Raw genomic sequence first — 24,027 nt, forward strand, 5'->3', positions numbered from 1 at the left:
GAACGACTCCCCATCACCCACCAACCCCGCCAAATCCCAACCCCGATCCGACGGAAACTCCACCACCCCATCCCCACCAGAAACCACAAAATCCCACAACTCATCCGGCGAACCCACACCACCCGGATAGCGGCAAGCCATCCCGACGATGGCAATCGGCTCATCCACCACCACCGACGAGGCAACAAACTCCGGACCAGACCCCTGATCCGCACCCAACAACGACCCCAGATAACCCGCCAACACACCCGCCGACGGATAATCAAAAACAACACTCGACGGCAACGACAAACCGGTCACCACATTCAACCGATTACGCAACTCCACCGCAGTCAACGAATCGAACCCGAGTTCCTTGAACGGCTGGTCGGCGTCGATCAGACCGGCGCCGGTGTGCCCGAGGACGGCAGCCGCGCTGGTGACCACCAGGTCGAGCAGCTGGCGGGCCCGCTCCTCGGCGCTCATCGCGGCGTACCGGCCGGCGGCGGGAGCGGTCGGCGTCGAGTCGCTGGCCTGGAGGCGAATGTGGTCGGGCAGCGTGCTGACCAGCGGACGGACGCGGGCGGACGCGTACATCGGGAGGAAGCGGTCCCAGTCGACGTCGGCGATGGTCACGCTGGTCTCGTCGTGGTCGAGGACCGACTGGAGGCCGGAGAGGGCGAGTTCCGGGTCGAGGGTGAGCAGGCCGCGCCGGCGTAGCTGCTCGGTGATCTCCGGGTCGTCGGCCATGCCCCCGCCGGCCCAGACGCCCCAGGCGATCGAGGTGGCCGCGAGACCACGGGCGCGGCGCCACTCGGCGAACGCGTCGAGGAAGGCGTTACCGGCCGAGTACGCGGCCTGCCCGCCGCTGCCCCAGACACCGGAGATGGAGGAGAACAGGACGAACGTGCTGGGCTCGTCGCCGAGCGCGGCGTCCAGGTTGATCGCACCGGCGACCTTGGCGGCCAGGACGGCGTCGAGGTCGACGGCAGTGGCGGTGCTGAGATCGGTGTGGTGGTCGACGCCGGCGGCGTGCACCACTGTGTCGATCCGCTCGCCGGCCGCCCGTAGTTGCTCGACGAGCCGGTTCACCTCGTCCGGGTCGGCGACGTCGCAGGCGGTGACTGTCACCCGGGCCCCGTGGCGGCGCACCTCGGCGGCCACCACGTCGGCGTCGGGAGCATGGAGACCGCGACGGCTGACCAGGACCACGTGTTCGGCTCCCCGGACGGCGACCCAGCTCGCCACCCGAGCGCCGAGGCCGCCGGTTCCACCGGTGACCAGGACCGTGCCGCGCGGCAGCCACGCGTCACTGGGCACAGCCTCGGTGTGCGGGTGACGCAGCAGTCGGCGTACGTAGGTGCCGGAGCCGCGTACCGCGATCTCGTCCTCGCCGCTGCCGTGCAGCGCGGCGGCCACCCGGTCGGCGGCGCGCTGGTCCAGCTTGTCCGGCAGGTCGATGAGTCCGCCCCAGAGGTGGGGGCGTTCCAGGCCGAGGACACGACCGAGACCCCAGGCCAGGGCCTGGCGGGGCGCGTCGAGGCGGTCCGCGCGGCCGGTGGAGACGGCGCCCCGGGTGGCGGCCCAGAGCGGCGCCTCCAGACCCGCGTCGGCGCAGGCCTGCGCGACGGTCAGGAGAGTCGCCGCCGGGTCGAGCGCGGGGTCCAGGGCGAGCAGGGACAGGATGCCGTCGGTGGGTCCGGCGGTGCGCAGTCGTTCGGCGAGGGCGGCGCGATCGGGTGTCACGGTGAGCACGGTGGCGTCGCCGAGTGCGGACAGGAGCGTCGTGGTGTCGTCGGCGTCGGCACTGGTCAGCACGATCCACCGGCCGGTCGTCGGCGGGTGGGGTGCGCCGGTCGACGGCTCCCAGCCGATCCGGTAGCGCAGCGTGTCGAGCACCGCGTGGGTGTGCCGGCGTCGCCGCCACGCGGAGAACGCCGGCAACAGCGCTTCCAGGGTCTCGCGGTCCTCGTCCGAGCCAAGGCCGAGGGTTTCCGCGAGGAAGGCGGTGTCCTGGCGCTCGATCGCCGACCAGAAGTGTCCGTCGGCCGGGTCGCCGGCCGTTTCGGGCCGCTCGGCGGGTGGCGAGGTGAGCCAGTACTGCTGCCGTTGGAAGGCGTAGGTGGGCAGGTCGATCAGCCGCCCGCCGGTCACGCACGGCGTCCAGTCCACCGCGACGCCACGCACGAAGACCTGCGCCAGGGCGGTCAGCAGCGTGGCAGGTTGGTCCCGGTCGGCGCGTTGCACGGGTACGAACACCGCGTCCGTCACGCAGTCCGCGCCCATCGCGGACAGGACCCCGTCCGGGCCGATCTCCAGGAACGTGGCGACACCGAGGCTCTCCAGGGTGGTGATCCCGTCGGCGAACCGGACGGCTTCCCGCACGTGCCGCACCCAGTAGGCGGCGTCCTGCGTCTCGGCGACCTGCCCGGTCAGGTTCGACACCACCGGGATACGCGGGGACTCGTAGGACAACCCAGCCGCAACCGACGCGAACTCGGCCAGCATCGGCTCCATCAGCACCGAGTGGAACGCATGACTCACCCGCAGCCGCTTCGACTTCTCGAAGTGCGCCGCGACCGCCGTCACCTCGTCGGCCACACCGGACAGCACCACCGACCGGGGGCCGTTCACCGCCGCCACGGACACCCCGTCGGTCAACAGGGGCAGCACCTCGGCCTCGGTCGCCCGCACCGCGACCATGACGCCCCCGGCGGGGAGCGCCTGCATCAGGCGGCCCCGGGCGGTCACCAGCGTTGCCGCGTCCGGAAGGGAGAGCACCCCGGAAACGTGCGCGGCGGCGATCTCCCCGATCGAATGCCCCACCAGGAAGTCCGGGGTCACCCCGAACGACTCGACCAGCCGGAACAACGCCACCTCGACCGCGAACAACGCCGCCTGCGTGTAGACCGTCTGGTCCAGGGCCTCCGCGTCGTCCGAGATCACCTCCCGGATCGGCCGATCAAGATGGAGGTCCAGCTCAGCGCAGACCACGTCGAACGCCTCCGCGAACACCGGGAACGACGCCGCCAACTCCACACCCATGCCTGGGCGCTGCGAACCCTGGCCGGAGAACACGAACGCCGTCTTGCCCCGCACCACCGACCCGACCACCGGACCCGGCTCACCAGCCGCGACCGCCGCCAGCTCGTCCGGCCCGAACACCACCGCCCGATGCGCATGCACCGACCGCGACGACACCAACGAGAACCCGACATCCACCGGATCCGCATCCGACACCACCGCCAACCGGGCAGCCTGCCCCCGCAACGCCTCCGGCGACCGCGCCGACAGCACCCACGGCACCAGGGCGGACACGACCGCCTCGTCCCGGGGCGGCACCTCGACGGCCGGCGGTTCCTCGATGATGACGTGCGCGTTCGTACCGGAAACTCCGAAGGACGACACCCCGGCGCGGCGCGGCCGGTCCTCGGCGTCCGGCCACGACCGGGCCGTGGTGAGCAGTTCCACCGCGCCCGCCGTCCAGTCCACCTGCGGCGTCGGCTCGTCCACGTGCAGCGTTCGCGGCATGGTCCGGTGCCGCATCGCCATCAGCATCTTGATGATCCCGGCGACGCCGGCGGCGGCCTGGGTGTGCCCGATGTTCGACTTGATCGAGCCGAGCCACAGCGGCTGGTCGGCGGACCGGTCCTGGCCGTAGGTGGCGAGCAGCGCCTGGGCTTCGATCGGGTCGCCCAGGGTGGTGCCGGTGCCGTGGGCCTCGACGAGGTCGACGTGCTCGGCGGGAACCCGGGCGTTGGCCAGGGCGCTGCGGATGACCCGCTGCTGGGCCGGGCCGTTCGGGGCGGTCAGGGCGCTGCTGGCACCGTCCTGGTTGACCGCGGTGCCGCGGACGACGCCGAGGACGCGGTGACCGTTGCGGACCGCGTCGGAGAGCCGTTCCAGGAGCAGCATGCCGGCGCCCTCGGCCCAGCCGGTGCCGTCGGCGGCGGCGGCGAACGACTTGCACCGGCCGTCGGTCGAGAGCCCACGCTGCTTGCTGAAGTCGACGAAGACGACCGGGGTGGCCATCACGGCGACGCCGCCGGCCAGGGCCAGGGAGCATTCACCCTGGCGCAGCGACTGGACGGCCAGGTGCAGGGCGACCAGGGACGACGAGCAGGCGGTGTCCACGGTGACCGCCGGCCCCTCCAGGCCCAGGGTGTACGCGACCCGCCCGGAGGCGACACTGCCGGAGTTTCCGGTGCCGAGATAGCCGGCGACGTCGTCCGGGATGCTGGTCAGGTTGACCGCGTAGTCGTGGTACATGACGCCGGCGAACACCCCGGTACGGCTGCCCCGCAACCGGGTCGGGTCGATCCCGGCCCGTTCGAAGGTCTCCCAGGACGTCTCCAGCAGCAGGCGCTGCTGCGGGTCCATGGCGATCGCCTCACGGGGTGAGATGCCGAAGAAGGCCGGGTCGAACCGGCCCGCCTCGTGCAGGAAGCCGCCCTCGTGGGTGTACGACGTCCCGGGGTGGTCGGGGTCGGGGTGGTACAGCGACTCCAGGTCCCAACCGCGGTCGACGGGGAACTCGGTGATGCCGTCCCGCTCGTCGGCGACCAGGCGCCACAGGTCCTCGGGGGTCTCCACACCGCCGGGGTAGCGGCAGGCCATGCCGATGATCGCGATCGGCTCGCGATCGCGCTCCTCCATCTCGCGCAACCGCTGACGGGTGTCGCGCAGGTCGCTGGTGGCGCGCTTGAGGTAGTCCAGGAGCTTGGCTTCGTCGGCCATCAGAACGTCACTCCCCGTCGGTGTTCCATGCGGTCAGGCAATGCCGAGTTCGTCGTCGAGGAGGTCGAACAGTTCCTCGGCGGTGGCGCCGTGCAGGGCGCCGCTGTCGTGTGTCGGGTTCGCGCCGGTCGTCCAGGTGTCGAGCAGGCTGCGTAGCCGGCCGGCGACCTTGGCCCGGTCCGGGTCGTCGGCGCTGACGGCGGCCAGTCCCGCTTCGAGGCGGTCCAGTTCGCCGAGCACCGACAGGGCGGACGAGGCGCGTTCGTCGAGCAACTCGTCCTGGAGGTAGCGGGCCAGCGCCCCGGGCGTCGGCTGGTCGAAGACGATCGTGGCGGGCAGCCGCAGACCGGTGGCGGCGGCGAGCCGGTTACGCAGGTCGACGGCGGCGAGAGAGTCGAGGCCGCACTCGACGAGCCCTCGGTCGGGCTGGATGGCGTCGGCGGAGGCGTGGCCGAGAACCGCGGCGACCTGGCTCTGCACCATCTCCAGCAGGATCCGTGGCCGGTCGGCGGGTGCGGCGGCGACGAGTCGCCGCTTGAGCGCCTCGGCGGGGTCGGCGCCGTCGGTGGTGTTCTCGGCGACCCGCCGGGCGGCTCGACGGACCAGGCCGCGCAGCAGCGGCGGCACCGGGCCGTTGCCGGCGACGGCGGCCGGTTGCAGTCCGATCGGCAGGACGACGGGGGTGTCGGCGCCCACCGCCGCGTCGAACGCGGCGAGCCCGGTCTCGGCGGTGAACGGGGTGATGCCGAAGCTGGTCATCCGGCTGATGTCGGCGTCGCTGAGCTGCCCGGCCATGCCGCCGCCGACCGCCCACGGCCCCCAGGCCAGGGAGATCGCGGCGAGGCCGTGGTGGCGGCGGTGCCGGGCGAGCGCGTCGAGGTAGGCGTTGGCCGCGGCGTAGTTGCCCTGCCCCGGGCCGCCGAAGCTGCCGGCCGAGGAGGAGAACAGGACGAACGCGGTCAGGTTGCGGTCCCGAGTGAGCTGGTGCAGGTTGTGGGCGGCGTCGGCCTTGGCCGCCAGGACCGCGGCGACCCGCTGCGGGGTCAGTGAGGCGAGGACACCGTCGTCGACGATGCCTGCGGCGTGCACCACGGCGGTGAGCGGGTGTTCGGCGGGGACGGCGGCGAGGGCGTGGGCGAGCTGGTCGGCGTCGGCGGCGTCGCAGGCCGCCACGGTGACGCGCGCGCCGAGTTCGGTCAGGTGCGCGGTCAGGTCCTCGACGCCGGGCGCGTCCGGTCCGCGGCGACTGGTCAGCAGCAGGTGTCGTACCCCGTGGGTGGTGACCAGGTGCCGGGCCAGCAGGCCGCCGAGGGCGCCGGTGCCGCCGGTGACCAGGACCGTGCCGTCCGGGTCGGTGTCCAGGCCGGTCGGCGCGGTGGTGGCCCGGGCGAGGCGCGGCGCGTAGGCGCGGCCGTCGCGGAGAGCCAGTTGCGGTTCGCCGCTGGCGAGGACACCGGGCAGGCTCGCCGCGGAGAGCGGCGAGTCGTCGACGTCGGCGAGCACGATCCGGTCCGGGTCCTCGGACTGGGCGGAGCGGATCAGGCCCCAGGCGGCGGCGTGCGCCAGGTCGGGGGCGTCGGCGGCGGGGTCTGGTTCGACCGCGCCGCGACTCAGCAGGATCAGGCGGGCCCTGTCGAAGTCCGGGTCGGCGAGCCAGCGCTGGGCGAGGGCCAGCCAGGCGTCGACCGCCGGGCCGGGTGCGTTCCCGCCGGGCCGGGTCGGGACGAAGACCATCTCGGGTACGGCACCCGAGGCGGCCAGCGCGTCCAGGTCCGGGTAGTCGTCGACCAGGGACCCCACGGCGGCTGCCGCGTCGGCCACGAACGAGTCGGGTGCGCCGATGACGGCGTACCGGCCTCCGGTGGGGGCGATCTGCGGCTCGACAGGCGTCCAGTCGACGGTGAACAGCGGGGCCTCGTCGGTCGGCTGCCGCAGTTGGGTGACCGAGACCGGGCGCAGCACCAGCTTGCCGACGGTGGCGACCGGTTGTCCGGTCTGGTCGGCGAGGTCGATGCGAACCCCGTCGTCGCCGTTGGGCGTGATCCGTACCCGGGCTGCGGCGGCACCTGTGGCGTGCACGCTGATGCCGGTCCAGGAGAACGGCATCCGGCTCTGGGTGGGGCTCAGTCCCTGCTGCGCCTCGGCCGCCGTGCCGAGACCCATGGCGTGGGTGGCGGCGTCGAGCAGCGCCGGGTGTACGCCGTAGCGGGTGGCTTCGGTGGCGGTCGGCTCGGCCAGGGCGACCTCGGCGTAGGTCTCCTCGCCGCGTTGCCAGGCCGCGCGCAGGCCTTGGAAGGCCGGGCCGTATCCGTATCCGAGTTGGGGCAGGAAGTCGTAGAGGAAGTCGACGTCGATCGGGGTGGCGTCGGCGGGCGGCCAGGTCTCGTCCGGGTCGGGTTCGGTGACCGGCGCCGGGGAGGCGGTGCCGGCGGCGTGCCGGGTCCACGGGCTGTCGTCGTCCCGGTCCGGACGGGAGTGCACGCTGAGGGCGCGGCGGCCGTCGGCGTCGGTCGGGCCGACGCGTACCTGCAGCCGGGTCCCGACACCGTCCGGGACGACCAGTGGCGCTTCCAGGGTGAGTTCCTCGACCTGGCCGCAGCCGGCGTGGTCGGCGGCGTGCGCGGCCATCTCGACGAAGGCGGTGCCGGGCAGGATCGCGGTGCCGAGCACGGTGTGGTCGGTGAGCCAGGGTTGACGGGCGGTGGCCAGTCGGCCGGTGAACAACACCTCGCCGGTGTCGGCGAGCGTCGTGACGGTGTGCAGCAGCGGGTGCCCGGTGCCGCTGGACGCGGCGTCGGCCGGGTCGCCGTGCAGCCAGTAGGGCTGGTGCTGGAAGGCGTACGTGGGTAGCGGGGTGCGGCGGGCGTCGGAGCCGGCGTAGACCCCGGCCCAGTCGGGGTCGGCGCCCCGGGTCTGCAGTCGGGCGAGCGCGGTGAGGACGGTGACCGGTTCCGGGTGCCCGGCGCGCAGGGCGGCCACGGCGATCGCGACGCGGCCGGTCTGGTCGGCGAGGGTCTCCTCGGCCATCGCGGCGAGCACCGGGTCCGGGCCGAGTTCGAGCAGCGTACGCACCTGGTGCCGGTGGAGTTCGAGGACCGCGTCGGCGAAGCGGACGGTTTCCCGGGCGTGCCGTACCCAGTAGTCGGGCGAGGTGAGTTCGGCCGTGGTCGCGACGTGACCGGTCAGGGTGGAGACGATCGGGATCTGCGGCGGTTGGTAGGTCACCGCGGTCGCGGCGCGCCGGAACTCGCCGAGCATCGGGTCCAGGTGCGGCGAGTGGAAGGCGTGGCTGACCTGGAGTCGCTTGGTCCGCCGCCCGGCGTCCCGCCAGTACGCGACGACCTGCTCGACCGAGGACTCGTCTCCCGAGACCACAGTGGAGGATGGTCCGTTGACCGCGGCGACGGTGATCCGGCCGTCCACCCCGTCGAGCGAGGCGAGCACCTCCGCCTCGTCGGCCTGGACGGCGGCCATCGCGCCGCCGTCGGGCAGCGCCTGCATGAGCCGGCCACGGGCTGCCACCAGGGCGGCCGCGTCGGCCAGGTCGAGGACACCGGCCACGTGGGCGGCGCTCAGCTCGCCGATCGAGTGCCCGGCCAGGTAGTCCGGGACGATGCCCCAGTGCGTGAAGAGCCGGAACAGGGCGACCTCGACGGCGAACAGCGCGGGTTGGGTGTACTCGGTGCGGTCCAGCAGGTCGGCGTGTGCCGGGTCGAGGACGAGGTCGCGGATCGGCCGGTCGAGGTGGGTGTCCAGGTGGGCGCAGACCGCGTCGAACGCGTCCGCGTAGACCGGGTACGCGTCGTACAGTTCCCGGCCCATCCCGGCTCGCTGGCTGCCCTGCCCGGTGAAGAGCACCGCGGTGCGCCCGTCGACGGTGACGTCGGCGGTGAGGGCGGGAGCCGTGGTGTCGTCGCGCAGGGCGGTGAGGCTCAGGCGTACGTCGTCGAGGTCGGTCGCGACGATCACCGCGCGGTGTTCGAGGGCCGCCCGGGTCGTGGCCAGGGACCAGCCGAGGTCGGTGAGGTGCGCGGCGGGCTCGCCGGCGAGGTGGTCCAGCAGCGCCGCCGCCTGCGCCCGCAGGGCGGGGGCGGTCTTGGCGGAGACCACGACCGGTACGGCGGGGAGCTGCCCGCCGTCGGTCGACGCGACCGGCGCCGGGTCGGCCGGGTGTTCCAGGATGACGTGGGCGTTGGTGCCGCTCACGCCGAACGACGAGACGGCGCCCCGCCGGGGACGACCGGTGTCCGGCCACTCGCGGGGTTCGGTGAGCAGTTGGACGGTGCCGGCGGACCAGTCCACGTGCGGTGACGGCTCGTCGGCGTGCAGGGTGCGGGGCAGCACCCCGGCCTGGAGCGCGAGGACGGTCTTGATGACCCCGCTGACGCCGGAGGCGGCCTGGGTGTGGCCGATGTTGGACTTCAGCGAGCCCAGCCACAGCGGCTCGGTCCCGTCGCGGCCGTGGCCGTAGGCGGCGATGACCGCCTGCGCCTCGATCGGGTCGCCGAGGACGGTGCCGGTGCCGTGGGCCTCGACCACGTCGACGTCGGCCGGGGTGAGTCCGGCGTCGGCCAGGGCGGCCCGGATGACCCGCTGCTGGGCCGGGCCGCTCGGGGCGGACAGGCCGTTGGAGGCGCCGTCCTGGTTGATCGCACTGCCCCGGATCACGGCGAGGACCTGGTGACCGTTCGCCTGCGCGTCGCGCAGCCGTTCGACGACCAGGACGCTGACACCCTCGGCCCAGCCGGTGCCGTCGGCGTCGGCGCCGAAGGCCTTGCACCGGCCGTCGGCGGCGAGGCCCCGTTGCCGGCTGAACTCGACGAAGACCATCGGGTTGCCGATCACCGCTACGCCACCGGCCAGGGCGAGGTCACATTCGCCCCGGCGCAGCGACTGGGCGGCCAGGTGCAGGGCGACGAGCGACGACGAGCAGGCGGTGTCGACGGTCAGCGCCGGCCCTTCGAGGCCGAGGGCGTACGAGATGCGGCCGGAGATGACCGCGGTGGCGGTGCCGGTGAGCAGGTAACCCTCGGTGCCCTCGGGGGCGTTGCGGACGCCGGCGCCGTAGCCCTGGCTGGACGCGCCGACGAACACGCCGGTCCGGCTGCCGCGCAGCGCGTGCGGGTCGATGCCGGCCCGTTCGAAGCCCTCCCAGGCGGTCTCCAGCAGGAGCCGCTGCTGGGGGTCGGTGGCGAGCGCCTCGCGCGGGGAGATGCCGAAGAACGCGGCGTCGAACTCGGCGGCCTCGTGCAGGAATCCGCCGGAGCGGGTGTAGCTGGTGCCCGGGTGGTCCGGGTCGGGGTGGTAGAGGGCGTCGACGTCCCAGCCACGGTCGGCCGGGAAGTCACCGATCGCGTCGCGCCCGTCGAGCACGAGCTGCCACAGGTCGTCGGGGGTGCGGACGCCGCCGGGCAGGCGGCAGCTCATCGCCACGATGGCGACCGGTTCGTCGGTGCTGGTGGGGGCCGTGGTGGGGTTCGCCGACGGGGCCGGGGCGGTGCCGGCCACCTCGTCGCGGAGCAGCCGGGCGATGGCGTGGGCGTTCGGGTGGTCGAAGGCGAGGGTGGTGGGCAGCCGCAGACCTGTCGCGGCGCAGAGCCGGTTGCGGAACTCGACGGCCGACAGGGAGTCGAAGCCGAGGTCGCGTAGCGCCCGGTCCGGGGTGACGGCGGAGGCGTCGGCGTGCCCGAGCACCGTGGCGGCCTCGGCGCGGACCAGGTCGACCAGGAACGTGTCCCGTTCACCGGGTGTCATGCCGGCGAGGTGCTCGCGCAGCCCGGCAGCCTGGCTGTCGTCGTCGGGGGCCGCGTCGGACAGTGCGGTACGGGCGTCGTCCAGGTCGGCAAGCAGGGCGCTGGGCCGTCCGACGGTGAACGACGGGGCGAACCGGTCCCAGCGCACGTCGGCGACCGTGACGGTGGCCTCGCCGAGCGCGACCGCCTGTGACAACGCGACGGTGGTCTGCTCGGGTGGCATCGGCGGCAGGCCGCGGCGCAGCAGGTGGTCGGCCGTCTCCTGTTTGGTGGCCATACCGCCGCCGCCCCAGGCGCCCCAGGACACCGCGGTCGCCGCGCAGCCGCGGGCCCGGCGGGCCTCGGCGAGCGCGTCCAGGTAGGCGTTGCCGGCCGCGTACGCGATCTGCCCGCCGCTGCCCCAGGTGCCGGCGACCGAGGAGAACAACACGAACGCGTCCAGGTCGTCGGGCTCGCCGAAGAGCCGGTCCAGGTTCGCCGCGCCGGTGACCTTGGCGTCCAGCACGTGGGCGAACTCGTCGAGGGTGACGTCGGCGATCGGCGTGTGCTGGGCGACACCGGCGGTGTGGATGACCGCGCGGATCGGGTCACCGGCGTCGGCGGCCTGCCGTACCAGTGCGGTGATCGCGTCGCGGTCGGCGACGTCGCAGACGGCGACGGTGACACGTACACCGGTCGCGGTGAGTTCCTCGGTCAGCTCGGCGGCACCCGGTGCGGCCGCACCGCGCCGGCTGGTGAGGACGAGGTGGTCGGCGCCGTTGCGGGCGAGCCACCGGGCGAGTTCGGTGCCGATGCCACCGGTGCCACCGGTGATCAGGATGGTCCCGGACGGCTGCCAGGTCGGCGCGGTGCCGGCGGCGGCGCGGGTCAGCCGGCGGGCGAGGACACCGGAGGGGCGCACCGCGACCTGGTCCTCGACTCCGTCGCCGACGGTGATGCCGGTCAGGACGGCGCAGAGCCGGTCGGCGGTCCGCTCGTCGAGGGTTTCGGGCAGGTCGACCAGACCGCCCCAGGAGGCGGACTGTTCCAGGGCCGCGACCCGGCCGAGACCCCAGACGAACGACTGCGGGACTCGGCGTACCGGGTCGGCCGGCCCGGTCGAGACCGCGCCACGGGTGGCGGCCCAGACCGGGGTCTGCGGGTGGGTGTCGCGCAGGGCCGCGAGCAGGTCGGTGGTGGCGGCGGCGCCCCGGGTGAGGGCCCGGTGCTGTTCGGTGGGGCGTTCGTCCAGGGCGAGCAGGGACAGGACGCCGACCGGGGCGGGCCCGTCCAGCGCCGCGCTGAGTTCCGCCCCGGGGGTGACGGTGACCGTCGCGCCGGCCCGGGTCATCCGGTCGGTGATCGTCGCGACCAGGTCGTGGTCGGTGCCCTGCTCCGCTACGAGCAGCAGCCAGCCGCCGTGCAGGCGCGGCTCCGGCAGGTCGGTACGCGGCCTCCAGGTCACCCGGTAGCGCCAGGTGTCCAGCGCCCGGTGCTCGCGGCGTTCCCGCCGCCATTCGCCCAGGTACGCCACGGCGTCGTTGAGGTGGCCCATGCCGAGACCGGTCAGGTCGCCGCCCTCGACGGCCGCCCAGAACTCGGCGTCGACCGGGTCGGCGGCGATCCGCTCGGGCGCCGGTTCCGGCCAGAACCGACGCCGCTGGAACGCGTAGGTGGGCAGGTCGGTGCGGTGAGCCTCGGGCAGCACCGTGGACCAGTCGACGGGGGCACCGGCGACGTGGGCCTCGGCGAGCGCGCGGACGATCCGGCGCTGGTCGCCCTCGCCGCGACGGAGCGTGTGCAGCACGGGGGTGGTGACCGTGTCGCTGATCCCGGCGGTCAGCACCGGGTGCGGGCTGACCTCGAGGAAGAGCCGGTTTCCGGCGGTGGCCGCTGCGGTGACGGCCTGGTCGAGGCGGACCGGGTTGCGCAGGTTGGCGTACCAGTAGGCGGCGTCGAGTGCGTCGCCGTCGGCAGGGGCGCCGGTGACTGTGGACAGGAACGGCACCGACGTCGGGCCGGGGGTGATGCCGGCCAGCGCGGTGGTCAGGTCGGCCTGGACCGGCTCCACGGCCGAGCAGTGCGAGGCGTAGTCGACCGCGACCCGCCGGGCCCGGACGCCCGCGCTCTCGCACCGGGTCAGGAAGGCGTCCACGGCGTCGACCGGGCCGGCGACCACGACGGCGGACGGTCCGTTGACGGCGGCGATCGTCAGACCGTCGGCCAGCAGGTCCTCGACGGTGTTCAGCGGGGCGCTGACCGAGACCATGCCGCCGGTGCCGGCGAGTCGGAGCAGGGCCCGGCTGCGTAGCGCGACGACCTTCGCGCCGTCGTCGAGGGACAGCGCGCCGGCCACGACCGCGGCGGCGATCTCGCCCTGCGAATGGCCGATCACCGCCGTCGGGGTGACGCCGTGGCCGCGCCAGAGTGCGGCCAGCGAGACCATCACGGCCCAGAGCGCCGGCTGCACCACGTCCACCCGGTCCAGCAGGCCGGGGTCGTCGGAGCGGAGCACGTCGAGCAGGTTCCAGTCCACGTGCGGGTGGAGGGCGTCGGCGCAGGCGGCGATCCGGTCGGCGAAGATCGGCGCGGTGTCGAGCAGGTCGGCGACCATGCCGCTCCACTGGGAGCCCTGGCCCGGGAAGACGAAGACCACCTCGGCGTCCGCGACGGCGGTGCCGGTGACGACGTCGGCGTCGGTGGCACCGCCGGGGGTGGCGAGGGCGGCCAGGCCGTCGCGGTGCCGCGGGCCGAGGACGACCGCGCGGTGGGTGAGCAGCGAGCGGGCGGTACGCAGGGTGTGCGCGACGTCCGCCGGTACGGTGGCGACGCCGGGGCCGTCGAGGTGGGCGGCCAGCCGCGACGCCTGGTCCCGGAGTGCGTCGGCGGTGCCGGCGGAGATCAGCCAGGGAAGCTCCCCGGTGGCCGGGGTGACCGGCTCGGCCGGCTCCACCACCGAGGCCGGCTCGGCGGCCGGTGCCTCCTCCAGGATGACGTGGGCGTTCGTGCCGGACATGCCGAACGAGGACACCCCGGCGCGGCGCGGCCGGTCCCCGGTCGGCCAGGCGCGTTCCTGGGTGAGCAGGCGTACGTTGCCGGCGGCCCAGTCGACGTGCGGGCTCGGCTCGTCGACGTGCAGGGTCCGGGGCAGCGTCTCGTGCCGCAGCGCCTCGACCATCTTGATGACACCGCCGACACCGGCGGCGCCCTGCGAGTGCCCGAGGTTGGACTTGAGGGAGCCGAGCCACAGCGGGCGGTCCTCGGGCCGGTCCTGACCGTACGTGGCGATCAGCGCCTGGGCCTCGATCGGGTCGCCGAGCACGGTGCCGGTGCCGTGCGCCTCGACGGCGTCCACGTCGGCGGTGGTCAGCCCGGCGTTGGCCAGGGCCTGCAGCACCACGCGCTGCTGGGCGGGGCCGTTGGGGGCGGTGAGCCCGTTGGAGGCTCCGTCCTGGTTGACGGCGGAGCCGCGCAGCACCGCGAGGACCGGGTGGCCGTTGCGCTGGGCGTCGCCGAGCCGTTCCAGCATGAGCAGGCCGACGCCCTCGGACCAGCCGGTGCCGTCCGCGGCGGCGGCGAACGACTTGCACCGCCCGTCCGGCGCGAGACCGCGTTGGCGGCTGAAGCCGATGAACGCGGTCGGCGAGGCGAGGATCGTGGCGCCGCCGGCCAGGGCCAGGTCGCACTCGCCCAGGCGCAGCGCCTGACCGGCGAGGTGCAGCGCGACCAGCGACGACGAGCAGGCCGTGTCCAGGGTGACGGCCGGGCCCTCCAGCCCGAGCAGGTACGCGACCCGGCCGGAGATCACACTGGGCGCGGTGCCGGTGAGGAAGTAGCCCTCGCTGCCCTCGGGTGGGTTCTGCTGGAGCAGCGAGACGTAGTCCTGGGTGCTCGGGGTGCCGGCGAAGATGCCGGTCCGGGTGCCGCGCAGGTGGTGCGGGTCGATACCGGCCCGTTCGGTGGCTTCCCACGCGGTCTCCAACAGCAGCCGCTGCTGCGGGTCCATGGCCATCGCCTCGCGGGGGCTGACCCCGAAGAACTCGGCGTCGAAGGCGGCCAGGTCGGGCAGGAAGCCGCCGTCGCGGGTGTAGCAGGTGCCCGGGTTGTCGGGGTCGGGGTGGTAGAGCCCGTCGAGGTCCCAGCCCCGGTCGGTGGGGAACGCGCCGATCCCGTCGCGCCCCTCGGCGACCAGCTGCCAGAGGTCGTCGGGGCTGTGCACACCGCCGGGATAACGGCAGGCCATTCCGATCAGGGCGATCGGCTCGGAACCAGCCGATTCCAGTTCCCGAATGCGTTGACGCGCCTTGTGGAGGTCGGTCGTGACCCATTTCAGATAGTCCCGGAGCGTTTCTTCGCTTGCCATACGATGCCACCTCTTCAAGGCAGAGCGACCCGGAATGAGCTGGGCCGGAATACGACGATCCGCAATCAGGACGCTATGGTCGCCCTGGTGGGCCAACAACCCCTGCGGACTCGCGGCGGACCCTCGCGCGCCCCGACGGCACCCCGATACCGGCCAGCCGATAGGGGTAGGTAGGGGATATCTACGGGGGTGCCGCCCAGGTCATTCTCAATACACAAAGCACGGAGCAGAGCGGGATGGCAGCGAGGAAGCGCCGACCCGGGCTCCACCGGAAGGACCGGGTGACTCTTCGGGAAGGCAGAACAATGACCACGACACTGTTGACGCCGATCGATTCTCCTACTGACCCGTTCGGCCCGCCGGCCGATCTGAGCAGGTTCCTGGGTCAGCACTACTTCAGCCACGACGCCGCGAACCCGGCGACCAACCCGCCGCTGGACTTCGAGAAGGCGGCCTTCCAGTCCCGGACCGTGGTGACCGCCGAACAGCTCACCTCCGTGGTGCAGGTGATGCTCGTCGGTGGCCCCAGCGCCATCCCGCGCAGCCTCGTCGTCAGCAAGACGCTGGCGGCGAACGAGAAGCTGAAGATCTGCTACCTGGACGGGTACGAGCACTTCGAGCGCGACGCGGAGCTGGGCGACGTGTTCGTCTGGTCGATGCGTACCTCGATGGCCTTCTGACACACGCCGCCGGCCTCGGTGCCACGGCCCCTGCGGGGGGCCATGGCGCCGAGGCCGGCGGCGTCGGGCGTACGCGGGTCAGGCGAGCTGGCGGCGCAGCAGCCGCAGGGACCAGGTGGTGCTGAGGACCAGCAGGCCGATCGCGACCAGCGCGCCGATCAGCACGATCCGCTGGTCGTAGTTGCCGCTGATCAGCTCACGCTCGGCCTCGACGACGTAGCTGAGCGGGTTGGCCCGCGACAGGTAGTACAGCCAGTCCGGGGCACGGTCCATCGGCAGCAGCACACCGGACAGCAGCATCAGCGGCACGACGATGCCGCTGACCACCGGGGCCAGCGCGAACTCGTGCTTGAGCTTGAGCGCCAGGCCGTAGGAGGTGAAGCCGACCGCGACCGCGGTGATGGCGAGCAGGACCAGCCCGGCCAGGATCGGCAGTACGCCGGCCCGGAAGCCGAGGATGAACGCCAGCCCGATCATCAGGATGGCCTGGACGAGCAGGAGCACCACGTCCTTGAGGACCCGGCCGGTGAGCAGGGCCACCCGGCTGAGCGGGGTGACCTGCATCCGCTCCAGCACGCCGGAGCGGGTGTCCGGGATCAGGGAGAAGCCGGCGTTGGCGGTGATGAACAGGGCGAGCTGGATGAGCATGCCGGGGACGAACCACTGCCAGGAGCTGAGGCCGCTCTCGTCGGTGGTGTCGCTCAGCAACGGCCCGAACAGGACCAGGTAGACCAGGGGCACCGCGACACCGACGATCAGCGTGCCGGGGCTGCGGAGGGCGGGACGGACCGCCCGGTCGAACGTCAACCAGGTGTCTCGCAGGAACGACATGGGGATCCTCACTTCACAGGCCCGGGAACGCCGGGGCGGTCTCGCTGTCGCGCAGGCTGCGCCCGGTGACGGTCAGGAACACGTCGTCGAGTGTCGGCCGGCTGGTTCGCACCGAGAACACGTCGACGTCGTTGCGGTCGAGTTCGCGCAGCAGGCCGGGCAGGACGCTGTCGCCGCGAGCGATGCGGAACCGCACGGTCGTGCCGTCGACGGTGACCTCCTTCGCGCCGTCGAGCCGTTCGGCGGCGGTGGCGGTCTGCGCGGGTGCGGAGGTTTCCAGGGTCACCAGGTCGCCGTTGACCTGTGCCTTGAGCTCGTCGGCGGTGCCCTCGGCGACGATCCGACCGCCGTCGATGACGAGGATCCGGTCGCAGAGGCTGTCGGCCTCGTCCAGGTAGTGGGTGGTGAGGAAGACCGTCGTCTCGTGCTCGCGGCGCAGGTTGCGGATGTGGTTCCACAGGTTGCTGCGGCTCTGCGGGTCCAGCCCGGTGGACGGCTCGTCGAAGAACACCACCGGCGGCCGGTGCAGCACGCCCATCACGATGTCGATACGCCGCTTCTGACCGCCGGAGAGGGCGCCGATCAGGCGGTCCTCCAGCCCGGCCAGGTCGTACTGCTCCAGCATCTCGCCGACGCGGGTGCGGGCGGCCGACGCGGACAGGCCCTGCAGTCGGGCGTGGGTGACCAGCTCCTCGCGGACCTTGTACTCGACGCCGGCCGAGGAGTTCTGGCCGACGTAGCCGATCAACCTGCGGACTCCGGCAGGGTCACTGAGCAGGTCGCAGCCGCCGATGTTGGCCTCGCCGGAGGTGGGCCGCAGCAACGTGGTCAGCATCCGCAACGTGGTGGACTTGCCCGCCCCGTTGGGGCCGAGGAAGCCGACCATCTCGCCGGACGAGACGTCGAGGTCGATGCCACGGACGGCCTCGACGGTGAACTTGTTGATCTGGAACGTCTTGGTCAGACCCCGCGCCTTGATCATCGGTGGTCTCCTCTCGACAGGGATCCCACCGTCGGCGGAAATCCTCGAAACGGCGCTGGTACCGGCATTCGCCTATCGCAACCAGCATCGAGAGAGGCCAGTGCCCGGACAACCCTTAGCCGGCCCCCTAGCGCCCCGTAGCCCAGCTCAGACGGCCCGAGAACCGATCGGCGAGCGTTCCGGCCGATGCCGGTGCGCGCCTACGATCGGCGTCGTGAGTGTTCCCGGTACGGTCCCGCACGGCAGGTTGTTGGCGATCAGTGATCTGCACGTCGGCTATGCCCGCAACCGGGAGACGGTGCTCGGGCTGCGCCCCGGACACGCCGACGACTGGCTGATCGTCGCCGGCGATGTGGGCGAGAAGATGGCCGACGTCGAGTGGGCGTTGACCCTGCTCGCCGGGCGCTTCGCGAAGGTGGTCTGGGTGCCGGGCAACCACGAGCTGTGGACGCCCGCCGACGACCCGGTGCAGTTGCGCGGCGAGCAGCGCTACCGCGACCTCGTACGGATGTGCCGTGACCTGGGCGTCGTCACGCCCGAGGACGACTTCCCGGTGTGGCGCGGGGCCGGCGGCCCGGTGGTCGTGGTGCCGCTGTTCGTGCTCTACGACTACACGTTCCGCCCGCCGGGGACCACGAAGGAGCAGGCGCGTCACTGGGCCGAGTCGGCCGGGATCGTCTGCACCGACGAGTTCCTGCTGCACCCGGACCCCTACCCGGGAGCGGACGACTGGTGCCGGGCCCGGCTGCGGGAGACCGAACGGCGTCTCGCCCAGTGCGATCCGGCGCTGCCGACGGTGTTGGTCAACCACTTCCCGCTGACCCGGGAGCCGACGTGGGTGCTGCGCTATCCGCAGTTCGCCCAGTGGTGCGGCACCACCGGCACCGCCACCTGGCATCTGGACCACCGGGCGGCCGTGGTGGTCTACGGCCATCTGCACATCCCGCGCACGACCGTGGAAGACGGCGTCCGCTTCGAGGAAGTGTCGCTCGGCTACCCCCGCGAACAGGACCTGTACGGCCGCCACGGCGACCCGCTGCGGGTCATCCTTCCCGCGCCCGAGCCGGCCTGACCTCGCGGACCGGCGATCACTTTCGGGCAGCACACACACCGGGGCCCCGCCCGCGCGGTGACGCGGTACGGGGCCCCGGTGTGTGCGGTCAGACGGTCGCGGACAGGTCGAGTTCGAGGTGCGCCGGCAGGTCGGTACGCCCCACCACGCCGAGCTTGCGGTAGATGCGCGTCAGGTGCTGCTCCACAGTGCTCACCGTGATGTAGAGCTTGTCGGAGATCTCCCGGTTGGTGTAGCCGATCGCGGCCAGGGCCGCCACCCGGCGTTCGGCGTCGCTGAGCATCGCGGCACTGCCGGTGACGCTGGGCTGCGCCGCGGCGGTCTCCTTGTCGTCCCAGCCGATGTCCCGCGAGAGCCTACGGAGCAGGGGTTGCGCGTCGCACTCCTCCGCCAGTGCCCGTGCCCGCCGGCCGATCATTCCCGCCCGCCGCGACTCACCGAGCGCGTGGTACGCCTCGGTCAGGTCGACGAGCACCCGGGAGTGCTCGTACCGGTCGGCGCCGGACTGCAGCAGGTCCGCCGCCTGGCGCAGCAGCATCGGCCGGTGCCGTAGCTGGCTGGTCGCGGCGAGGAGGCGCAGCGCGGAACCGTGCACGCGCGGCATGTCCTTGCCGCAGCGGCCCAGCTGGTCCTCGATGAGCCGGCGGGCCTGGTCCGGGCGTCCCATCCGCAGCAGGGTCTCGGCGGCGTCGGTGCGCCAGGCCACCAGACCCGGCGCGTCCAACTCCCAGGTGGTCATCAGCTCACCGCACTTCTGGAAGTCGCGAAGCGCGAGCGGCAGGTGCCCGGTCGCCATGCTGTAGCGACCACGGGCGTGCAGGTAGTGCAGCCCGTACCGGGTCTGGAACATGGTCTCCGGAACCGGCTGGTCCAGCCACTCGGACACCTCGTCGAAGCGACCCATCGCGGTGCAGGCCGTGACGAGGCTGGCGAGCGGCACGCCGACGCCCACACCCCAACTGCTCGGCGGCATGATCTCCAGGGCCAGGCGGGCGTGCCGGGCCGCGCCGGGCAGGTCACCCAGGCGCAGTGCGACCTCGGCCCGGATCGCGGCGAGACGGGCCTGCCGGCTGGGGGCGCGCCGGGTGTGCGCCTCCTCGATGAACAGGTCGCACCAGGGCGCCGCCTGTTCGGCGTGCCCGCCGTAGGTGAGGGTGAGCAGGGCGCTCTCCACCGTGTCCAGGCTCATCTCGTCGAGCCGGGAACTGCGCAGGATGCGCTCGACGACCCCGGCCACGCTCTCCGACGGGGTGTCGCTGAGCACCGTGGACAGCGCGTTGGCCGCTTCCAGGCGGCGACTGGCCGAGACCGTGGAGACGGTCACCGGCGCCGGCCGGAAGTGCTGGGCCAACGGCGTGTACGAGCAGCGCAGCCAGGGTCGGGTCATCGCCAGTTCGCCGGCGGCGGCCGGGTCGAGGTCCACTCCGGTGGCGGCAAGGTGCGCCAGGATCACCTCCGCCTCGGCGAGCTGCCCGTGCCACAGCAGCGCCTTGGCCAGGATCACCGCGTCGCTGCCCTGGAGGAAGCCCTTGTCCAGGGCGCCGGCGAGTTCGGGCAGGTAGCTGCTGGAGGTGCTGGGGTTGACCCGCCACTCGGCGCGTACCAGAGTGGTCATGATCTTGATTTTCTGCCGTTCGTCGGTGCACGCCCGCCAGGCCAGCTTGAGGTAGCTGACGGCCGACTCCACCTGGCCCTCACGCAGGGCCTGCCGGGCGGCGTCCTCCAGCGCCGCCACGCCCCACGCCTCACTGGCCTCCTTGGCGCCCAGCAGGTGCTCGGCCACGACCCGCGCCGACGCGCCGCCGTCGTAGGCGAGCACCGCAGCGCGCCGGTGCAGCTCGGCCCGCTCGTCCTGGTCGAACCCGGCGAGCACGGCGGCCGCGGCCACCGGGTGCCGGAACCCACCGAGAGTGAAGATGCCGGCGGTGGTCAGCGCCCGCATGGCCTGCGCGACCACGCCCGCGTCGGTACGCAGGAGCCGGTCGAGCGCCTCGGTGTCGGCGAGCACGGCGACTCCGCGGGCGACCTCCAGCAGCTGCGGCTCACCGCGACGCAGGCAGGACACGACGGCCTGGGCGTACCGCTCCCCCACCACCACCTCGTCCGGCGCGGCGCCGGTCTCCTCGGTGACGGCCTGGTAGTCCTCCAGCAGGCCGCTGACCAGCAGCGGGTTGCCGCCGGTGAGCTGGTACCACTGGCCGGCCAGCCGTTCGGCGACCTCCGTGCCGACCGTCTCGGCGGCGAGCTGCTGGACGCCGAGGCCGGTGAGCGGAGCCAGCTGGAGCCGGCTTCCGTGCCCCGGGCGCAGCAGCTCCGCCTGCCAGGAGGGATCGGCGCTGCGCCCGAACTCGGTCTGCGTGAAGGCGACCAGGACCGGCGCGAACCGGGCACGCCGGGCCAGGTACGCCAGGCAGACCACCGAGGCGCGGTCGGCGTGGTGCACGTCGTCGACGAGCAACGCCAGCGGATAGCGTTCGGCCAGTTCCAGCAGGATGGTGCAGAGCCCGTGCACGATCTGCACGTCGATGTGCTCGTTGTCGTCCCGGTTGTCGGCGGCCAGGGCCGCGACCGTGCCCTCGTGCAGCAGGCTCATCGCCCGCTCACGCTCGCGGTCCTGCAGGGGCGCGTCGTGAAAGAGCTGGCTGAGCAGCGCCAGGGGCAGGTTGCGCTCGGCGTGGGCGCCGCTCGCGGTGACCGCCAGGGCACCGAAGTCGACCGCCCGGTCGGCCAGGGTGTGCAGTAGTTCGCTCTTGCCGGTGCCGACGGTACCGGTGATCATCGCCACCCGGCCACGGCCCGCGACCGCCTCGGTGAGCAGACCCTCGAGGCTGGTCACCGCCTTGTCTCTCTCAACGAGTCCCATGTGGATTTCCCCCAGGTCTGGAATGGTGAACGGCCTCGAATGGTGTTCAGCCGGCCCGGTCGAGGCCGACGGTGCCAGCCAGGTCGAGGCCGACGGTGCCAGCCAGGACCGGGCGCAGCCGGGGTGGCGCGGGGTGCATCACCGGGGCGTCGAGATCCCCGACGGTCTCCAGGGCGTTGCCGGAGCGCAGGGCACGGCTCAGCGCCGCGCGGACGGCGGCGAAGGCCGCGGTGTCCGGCTCCGCGTCGATGCCGACGCCCCAGACGGTACGGGTGCCGAGACGACACTCGGCGTACACGACCACGTCGTCGCGCTCGCGGACCGCACCGACCCCGGTCCGGTGCACGGCGCGCACGTCGATCCCCCAGGACAGCATCGTGGCGCGGATCTGCTCGACCGCGTCGGCCCGCGCCGCGCCGACGGTGAAGCCGCCGCCCCCGACGTGCAGTTCGGTGGCGACCATGTCGCGGAAGCGCAGCGGCACCGACAGCGGGCGCCGCACGACGTACTCCTCCAGGAACAGCTCCCCGATGCGCGTCGGTGAGATCTCCACCCCGGCGGCGTCGGCCTGCGCCTGCACCACGGCGGCGAACTCCAGTTGCAGGTCGCGCGGCAGGAGCATGCCGTGCCGGCTGGCCAGCACGTACGCGACGCCGCCCTTACCGGACTGGCTGTTGATCCGGACCACGGTCTCGTAGGTGCGGCCGACGTCCTCCGGGTCCAGCGGCAGGTACGGCACCTCCCAGGGCAGGTCGTCCACGGACGCGCCGATCGCCATCGCGGCCCGGGCGCGCTCGTCGAAGCCCTTCTTGATGGCGTCCTGGTGCGAACCGGAGAACGCGGTGTAGGCCAGGTCCCCGCCGTACGGGTGGCGCGGGTGCACCGGCAGTTCGTTGCAGTACTCGACCGTCCGCCGGATCCGGTTGATGTCGGAGAAGTCGATGCCCGGGTCGATGCCCTGGGTGTAGAGGTTCAGCCCGAGTGTGACCAGGCAGACGTTGCCGGCCCGTTCGCCGTTGCCGAACAGGCAGCCCTCGATCCGTTGCGCGCCGGCGAGGGTCGCCAGCTCCGCGGACGCGACACCGGTGCCACGGTCGTTGTGCGGGTGCACCGAGAGGCACACGTGCTCGCGGCGGGACAGGTTGCGGTCCAGCCACTCGATCTGGTCGGCGAAGACGTTCGGCATGGTCCGCTCGACCGTGGTCGGGAAGTTCAGGATGATCGGTCGGTCCGTCTCCGGCTGCCACACGTCCATGACCGCTTCGCACACCTCGAGGGAGAACTCCAGCTCGGTGTCGTTGAACAGCTCGGGCGAGTACTGGTAGCGCAGGTCGGTGCCGGCCAGGGTGCGGTCCGCGTACTTCATCATCAGGCGCGTTCCCTGCACCGCGAGGTCCAGGCACTCCGCCCGGGTCATGCCGAAGACGACCCGGCGGAACAGCGGTGACGTGGCGTTGTAGATGTGGATGCGTGCCCTCGGTGCGCCGGCCAGGCTCTCCACCGTGCGCCGGATCAGCTCGTCGCGGGCCTGGGTCAGCACCGTGATGCAGACGTCGTCCGGGATCAGGTCGTCCTCGATCAGCAGCCGGACGAAGTCGTGGTCGTCCTGGCTCGCGACCGGGAAACCGACCTCGATCTCCTGGTAGCCCATCTCCACGAGCAACCGGAACATGGCCAGCTTCCGGGCCGGGCTCATCGGATTGGCCAACGACTGGTTGCCGTCGCGCAGGTCGGTCGAGAGCCACCGGGGCGCGGTGGTGACCGTACGGCCCGGCCACCTTCGGTCCGGCAGGCTCACCGGGACGGAGGGCAGGTAGCGGCCGGCGGATCGTCGACTCGGGTTCACGATGGATTCCTTTCCTCGCTGTACGGAGCCGGCACGCGAAGCCCGGCCGCCACCTGACTCATCCGCGGGTGCCGAAGTACATCGAGTACGAGTAGGGAGTGAGGAGCACCTGGACCTGACAGGTGTCGGACTCGTCCTGGACTCGGAAGGTGACCGCGATCTCCGGATAGGCGGCGCTGACGCCGAGACCGGAGAAGTAGTGGTCGCTGTCGAAGACGATCCGGTAGGGGCCCCGTTCCAGGAGCTCTGCCGCCCAGTCGTCGATGTGGCCGTCGGGGTCGGACTCCGCATCGGCGACGGGCTTCCAGCCGCCGTCGTCAGCGCGTTCCAATCGCGCCCGGATGCCCGCCGCCGGGCGGCCGAACACACCGTCCAAAGCTTGCGCCGAAACACTCATGTGTTGTCACCTGCCAGTCGGTCCCGTCGCTGTGACCCGCGACGCGAGCGGGCGACGGTTGGTTGCCGGATTCCCGGCCTAGGGCAGAAGCCTGCGCCGGCTGGCTATCGGATGGCCTTCGCCGTTCTATCGCCGGCTATCGGTCGCGATCCGATAGCGGTGATAGGGGTCGGCAGGCGAACAGATAACGCGGTGATGGGGCTCGTTCCTACGTTTGTGACATCGCCGAACACGGCGGAACGAAATCCCCCCTCACCTGGAGGAACATCGCCATGCGCAACAACGTTTCGCTCACCGTCAAGACCCGCATCGCCATCGCTGTCGCCGCCGCCGCCGTCACGGTCGGGTTGTTCGGAGCGACCGCCGCGCACGCCGAGGACGCCAGTGGCAGCACCCCGGCGCCGGCGGCCACCCCCACGCCGAGCACGACCGCCTCCCCCAGCCAGCCCTGGGGCTGATGGAGCACCACGTGGGCCTCCGGCGGGCCATCTGATCAACGGCCACCGGGCGCACGTCCCGGGAGCCCGGTACGGCTGACGAGCCGG

At 72.7% G+C, this 24,027-nt stretch carries 10 protein-coding genes; 3 read left to right on the forward strand and 7 right to left on the reverse strand.

Annotated features, from left to right (window positions below; genetic code table 11):
- Both ABGB10_RS21635 and ABGB10_RS21640 read right to left on the reverse strand, forming a co-directional pair.
- Positions 1–4,716, reverse strand: a 4,716-nt coding sequence (locus ABGB10_RS21635; protein ID WP_347662705.1) for a type I polyketide synthase, incomplete at its 3' end; no start/stop codon positions are given.
- A gap of 33 nt (positions 4,717–4,749) precedes the next feature.
- On the reverse strand, positions 4,750–14,811 hold the full coding sequence (locus tag ABGB10_RS21640; RefSeq protein ID WP_347662706.1) for a type I polyketide synthase: 10,062 nt from the start codon (positions 14,809–14,811) through the stop codon (positions 4,750–4,752).
- A 305-nt stretch (positions 14,812–15,116) separates the two neighbouring features.
- Between ABGB10_RS21640 and ABGB10_RS21645 the strand changes: the two genes are divergently transcribed.
- A complete protein-coding gene (locus ABGB10_RS21645; RefSeq protein WP_347662707.1) occupies positions 15,117–15,491 on the forward strand; it encodes a DUF5988 family protein in 375 nt (124 codons plus the stop codon).
- Between the two features lie 78 nt (positions 15,492–15,569).
- On the opposite strand, the gene ABGB10_RS21650 is transcribed toward ABGB10_RS21645, so the two are convergent.
- Both ABGB10_RS21650 and ABGB10_RS21655 read right to left on the reverse strand, forming a co-directional pair.
- A complete protein-coding gene (locus tag ABGB10_RS21650; protein WP_347662708.1) occupies positions 15,570–16,322 on the reverse strand; it encodes an ABC transporter permease in 753 nt (250 codons plus the stop codon).
- Between the two features lie 13 nt (positions 16,323–16,335).
- Positions 16,336–17,304: an ATP-binding cassette domain-containing protein gene (locus ABGB10_RS21655; RefSeq protein ID WP_347662709.1), complete on the reverse strand. Its 969-nt coding sequence runs from the start codon at positions 17,302–17,304 to the stop codon at positions 16,336–16,338.
- A 214-nt stretch (positions 17,305–17,518) separates the two neighbouring features.
- On the opposite strand from ABGB10_RS21655, the gene ABGB10_RS21660 reads away from it, so the two are divergent.
- Positions 17,519–18,376: a metallophosphoesterase gene (locus ABGB10_RS21660; protein ID WP_347662710.1), complete on the forward strand. Its 858-nt coding sequence runs from the start codon at positions 17,519–17,521 to the stop codon at positions 18,374–18,376.
- A gap of 88 nt (positions 18,377–18,464) precedes the next feature.
- Here ABGB10_RS21660 and ABGB10_RS21665 read toward each other — a convergent pair whose 3' ends face one another.
- Genes ABGB10_RS21665 through ABGB10_RS21675 form a run of 3 tightly spaced genes read right to left on the reverse strand, consistent with a single transcriptional unit; the run spans position 18,465 to position 23,482 of the window.
- Entirely contained in the window at positions 18,465–21,239 is a 2,775-nt protein-coding gene (locus ABGB10_RS21665) for an AAA family ATPase (RefSeq protein ID WP_347662711.1), read from the reverse strand.
- Between the two features lie 46 nt (positions 21,240–21,285).
- Entirely contained in the window at positions 21,286–23,085 is a 1,800-nt protein-coding gene (locus tag ABGB10_RS21670) for a 2-isopropylmalate synthase (protein WP_347662713.1), read from the reverse strand.
- A 58-nt stretch (positions 23,086–23,143) separates the two neighbouring features.
- Complete coding sequence (locus tag ABGB10_RS21675) at positions 23,144–23,482, reverse strand: hydroxyisourate hydrolase (RefSeq protein ID WP_088990103.1); 339 nt, start codon at positions 23,480–23,482, stop codon at positions 23,144–23,146.
- 272 nt (positions 23,483–23,754) lie between these two features.
- Between ABGB10_RS21675 and ABGB10_RS21680 the strand changes: the two genes are divergently transcribed.
- Positions 23,755–23,940, forward strand: a complete 186-nt coding sequence (locus ABGB10_RS21680; protein WP_347662714.1) for a hypothetical protein — start codon at positions 23,755–23,757, stop codon at positions 23,938–23,940.
- Positions 23,941–24,027 lie beyond the last annotated feature (87 nt).

It is taken from the genome of Micromonospora sp. B9E7 (assembly GCF_039871815.1).
Lineage (GTDB): Bacteria > Actinomycetota > Actinomycetes > Mycobacteriales > Micromonosporaceae > Micromonospora.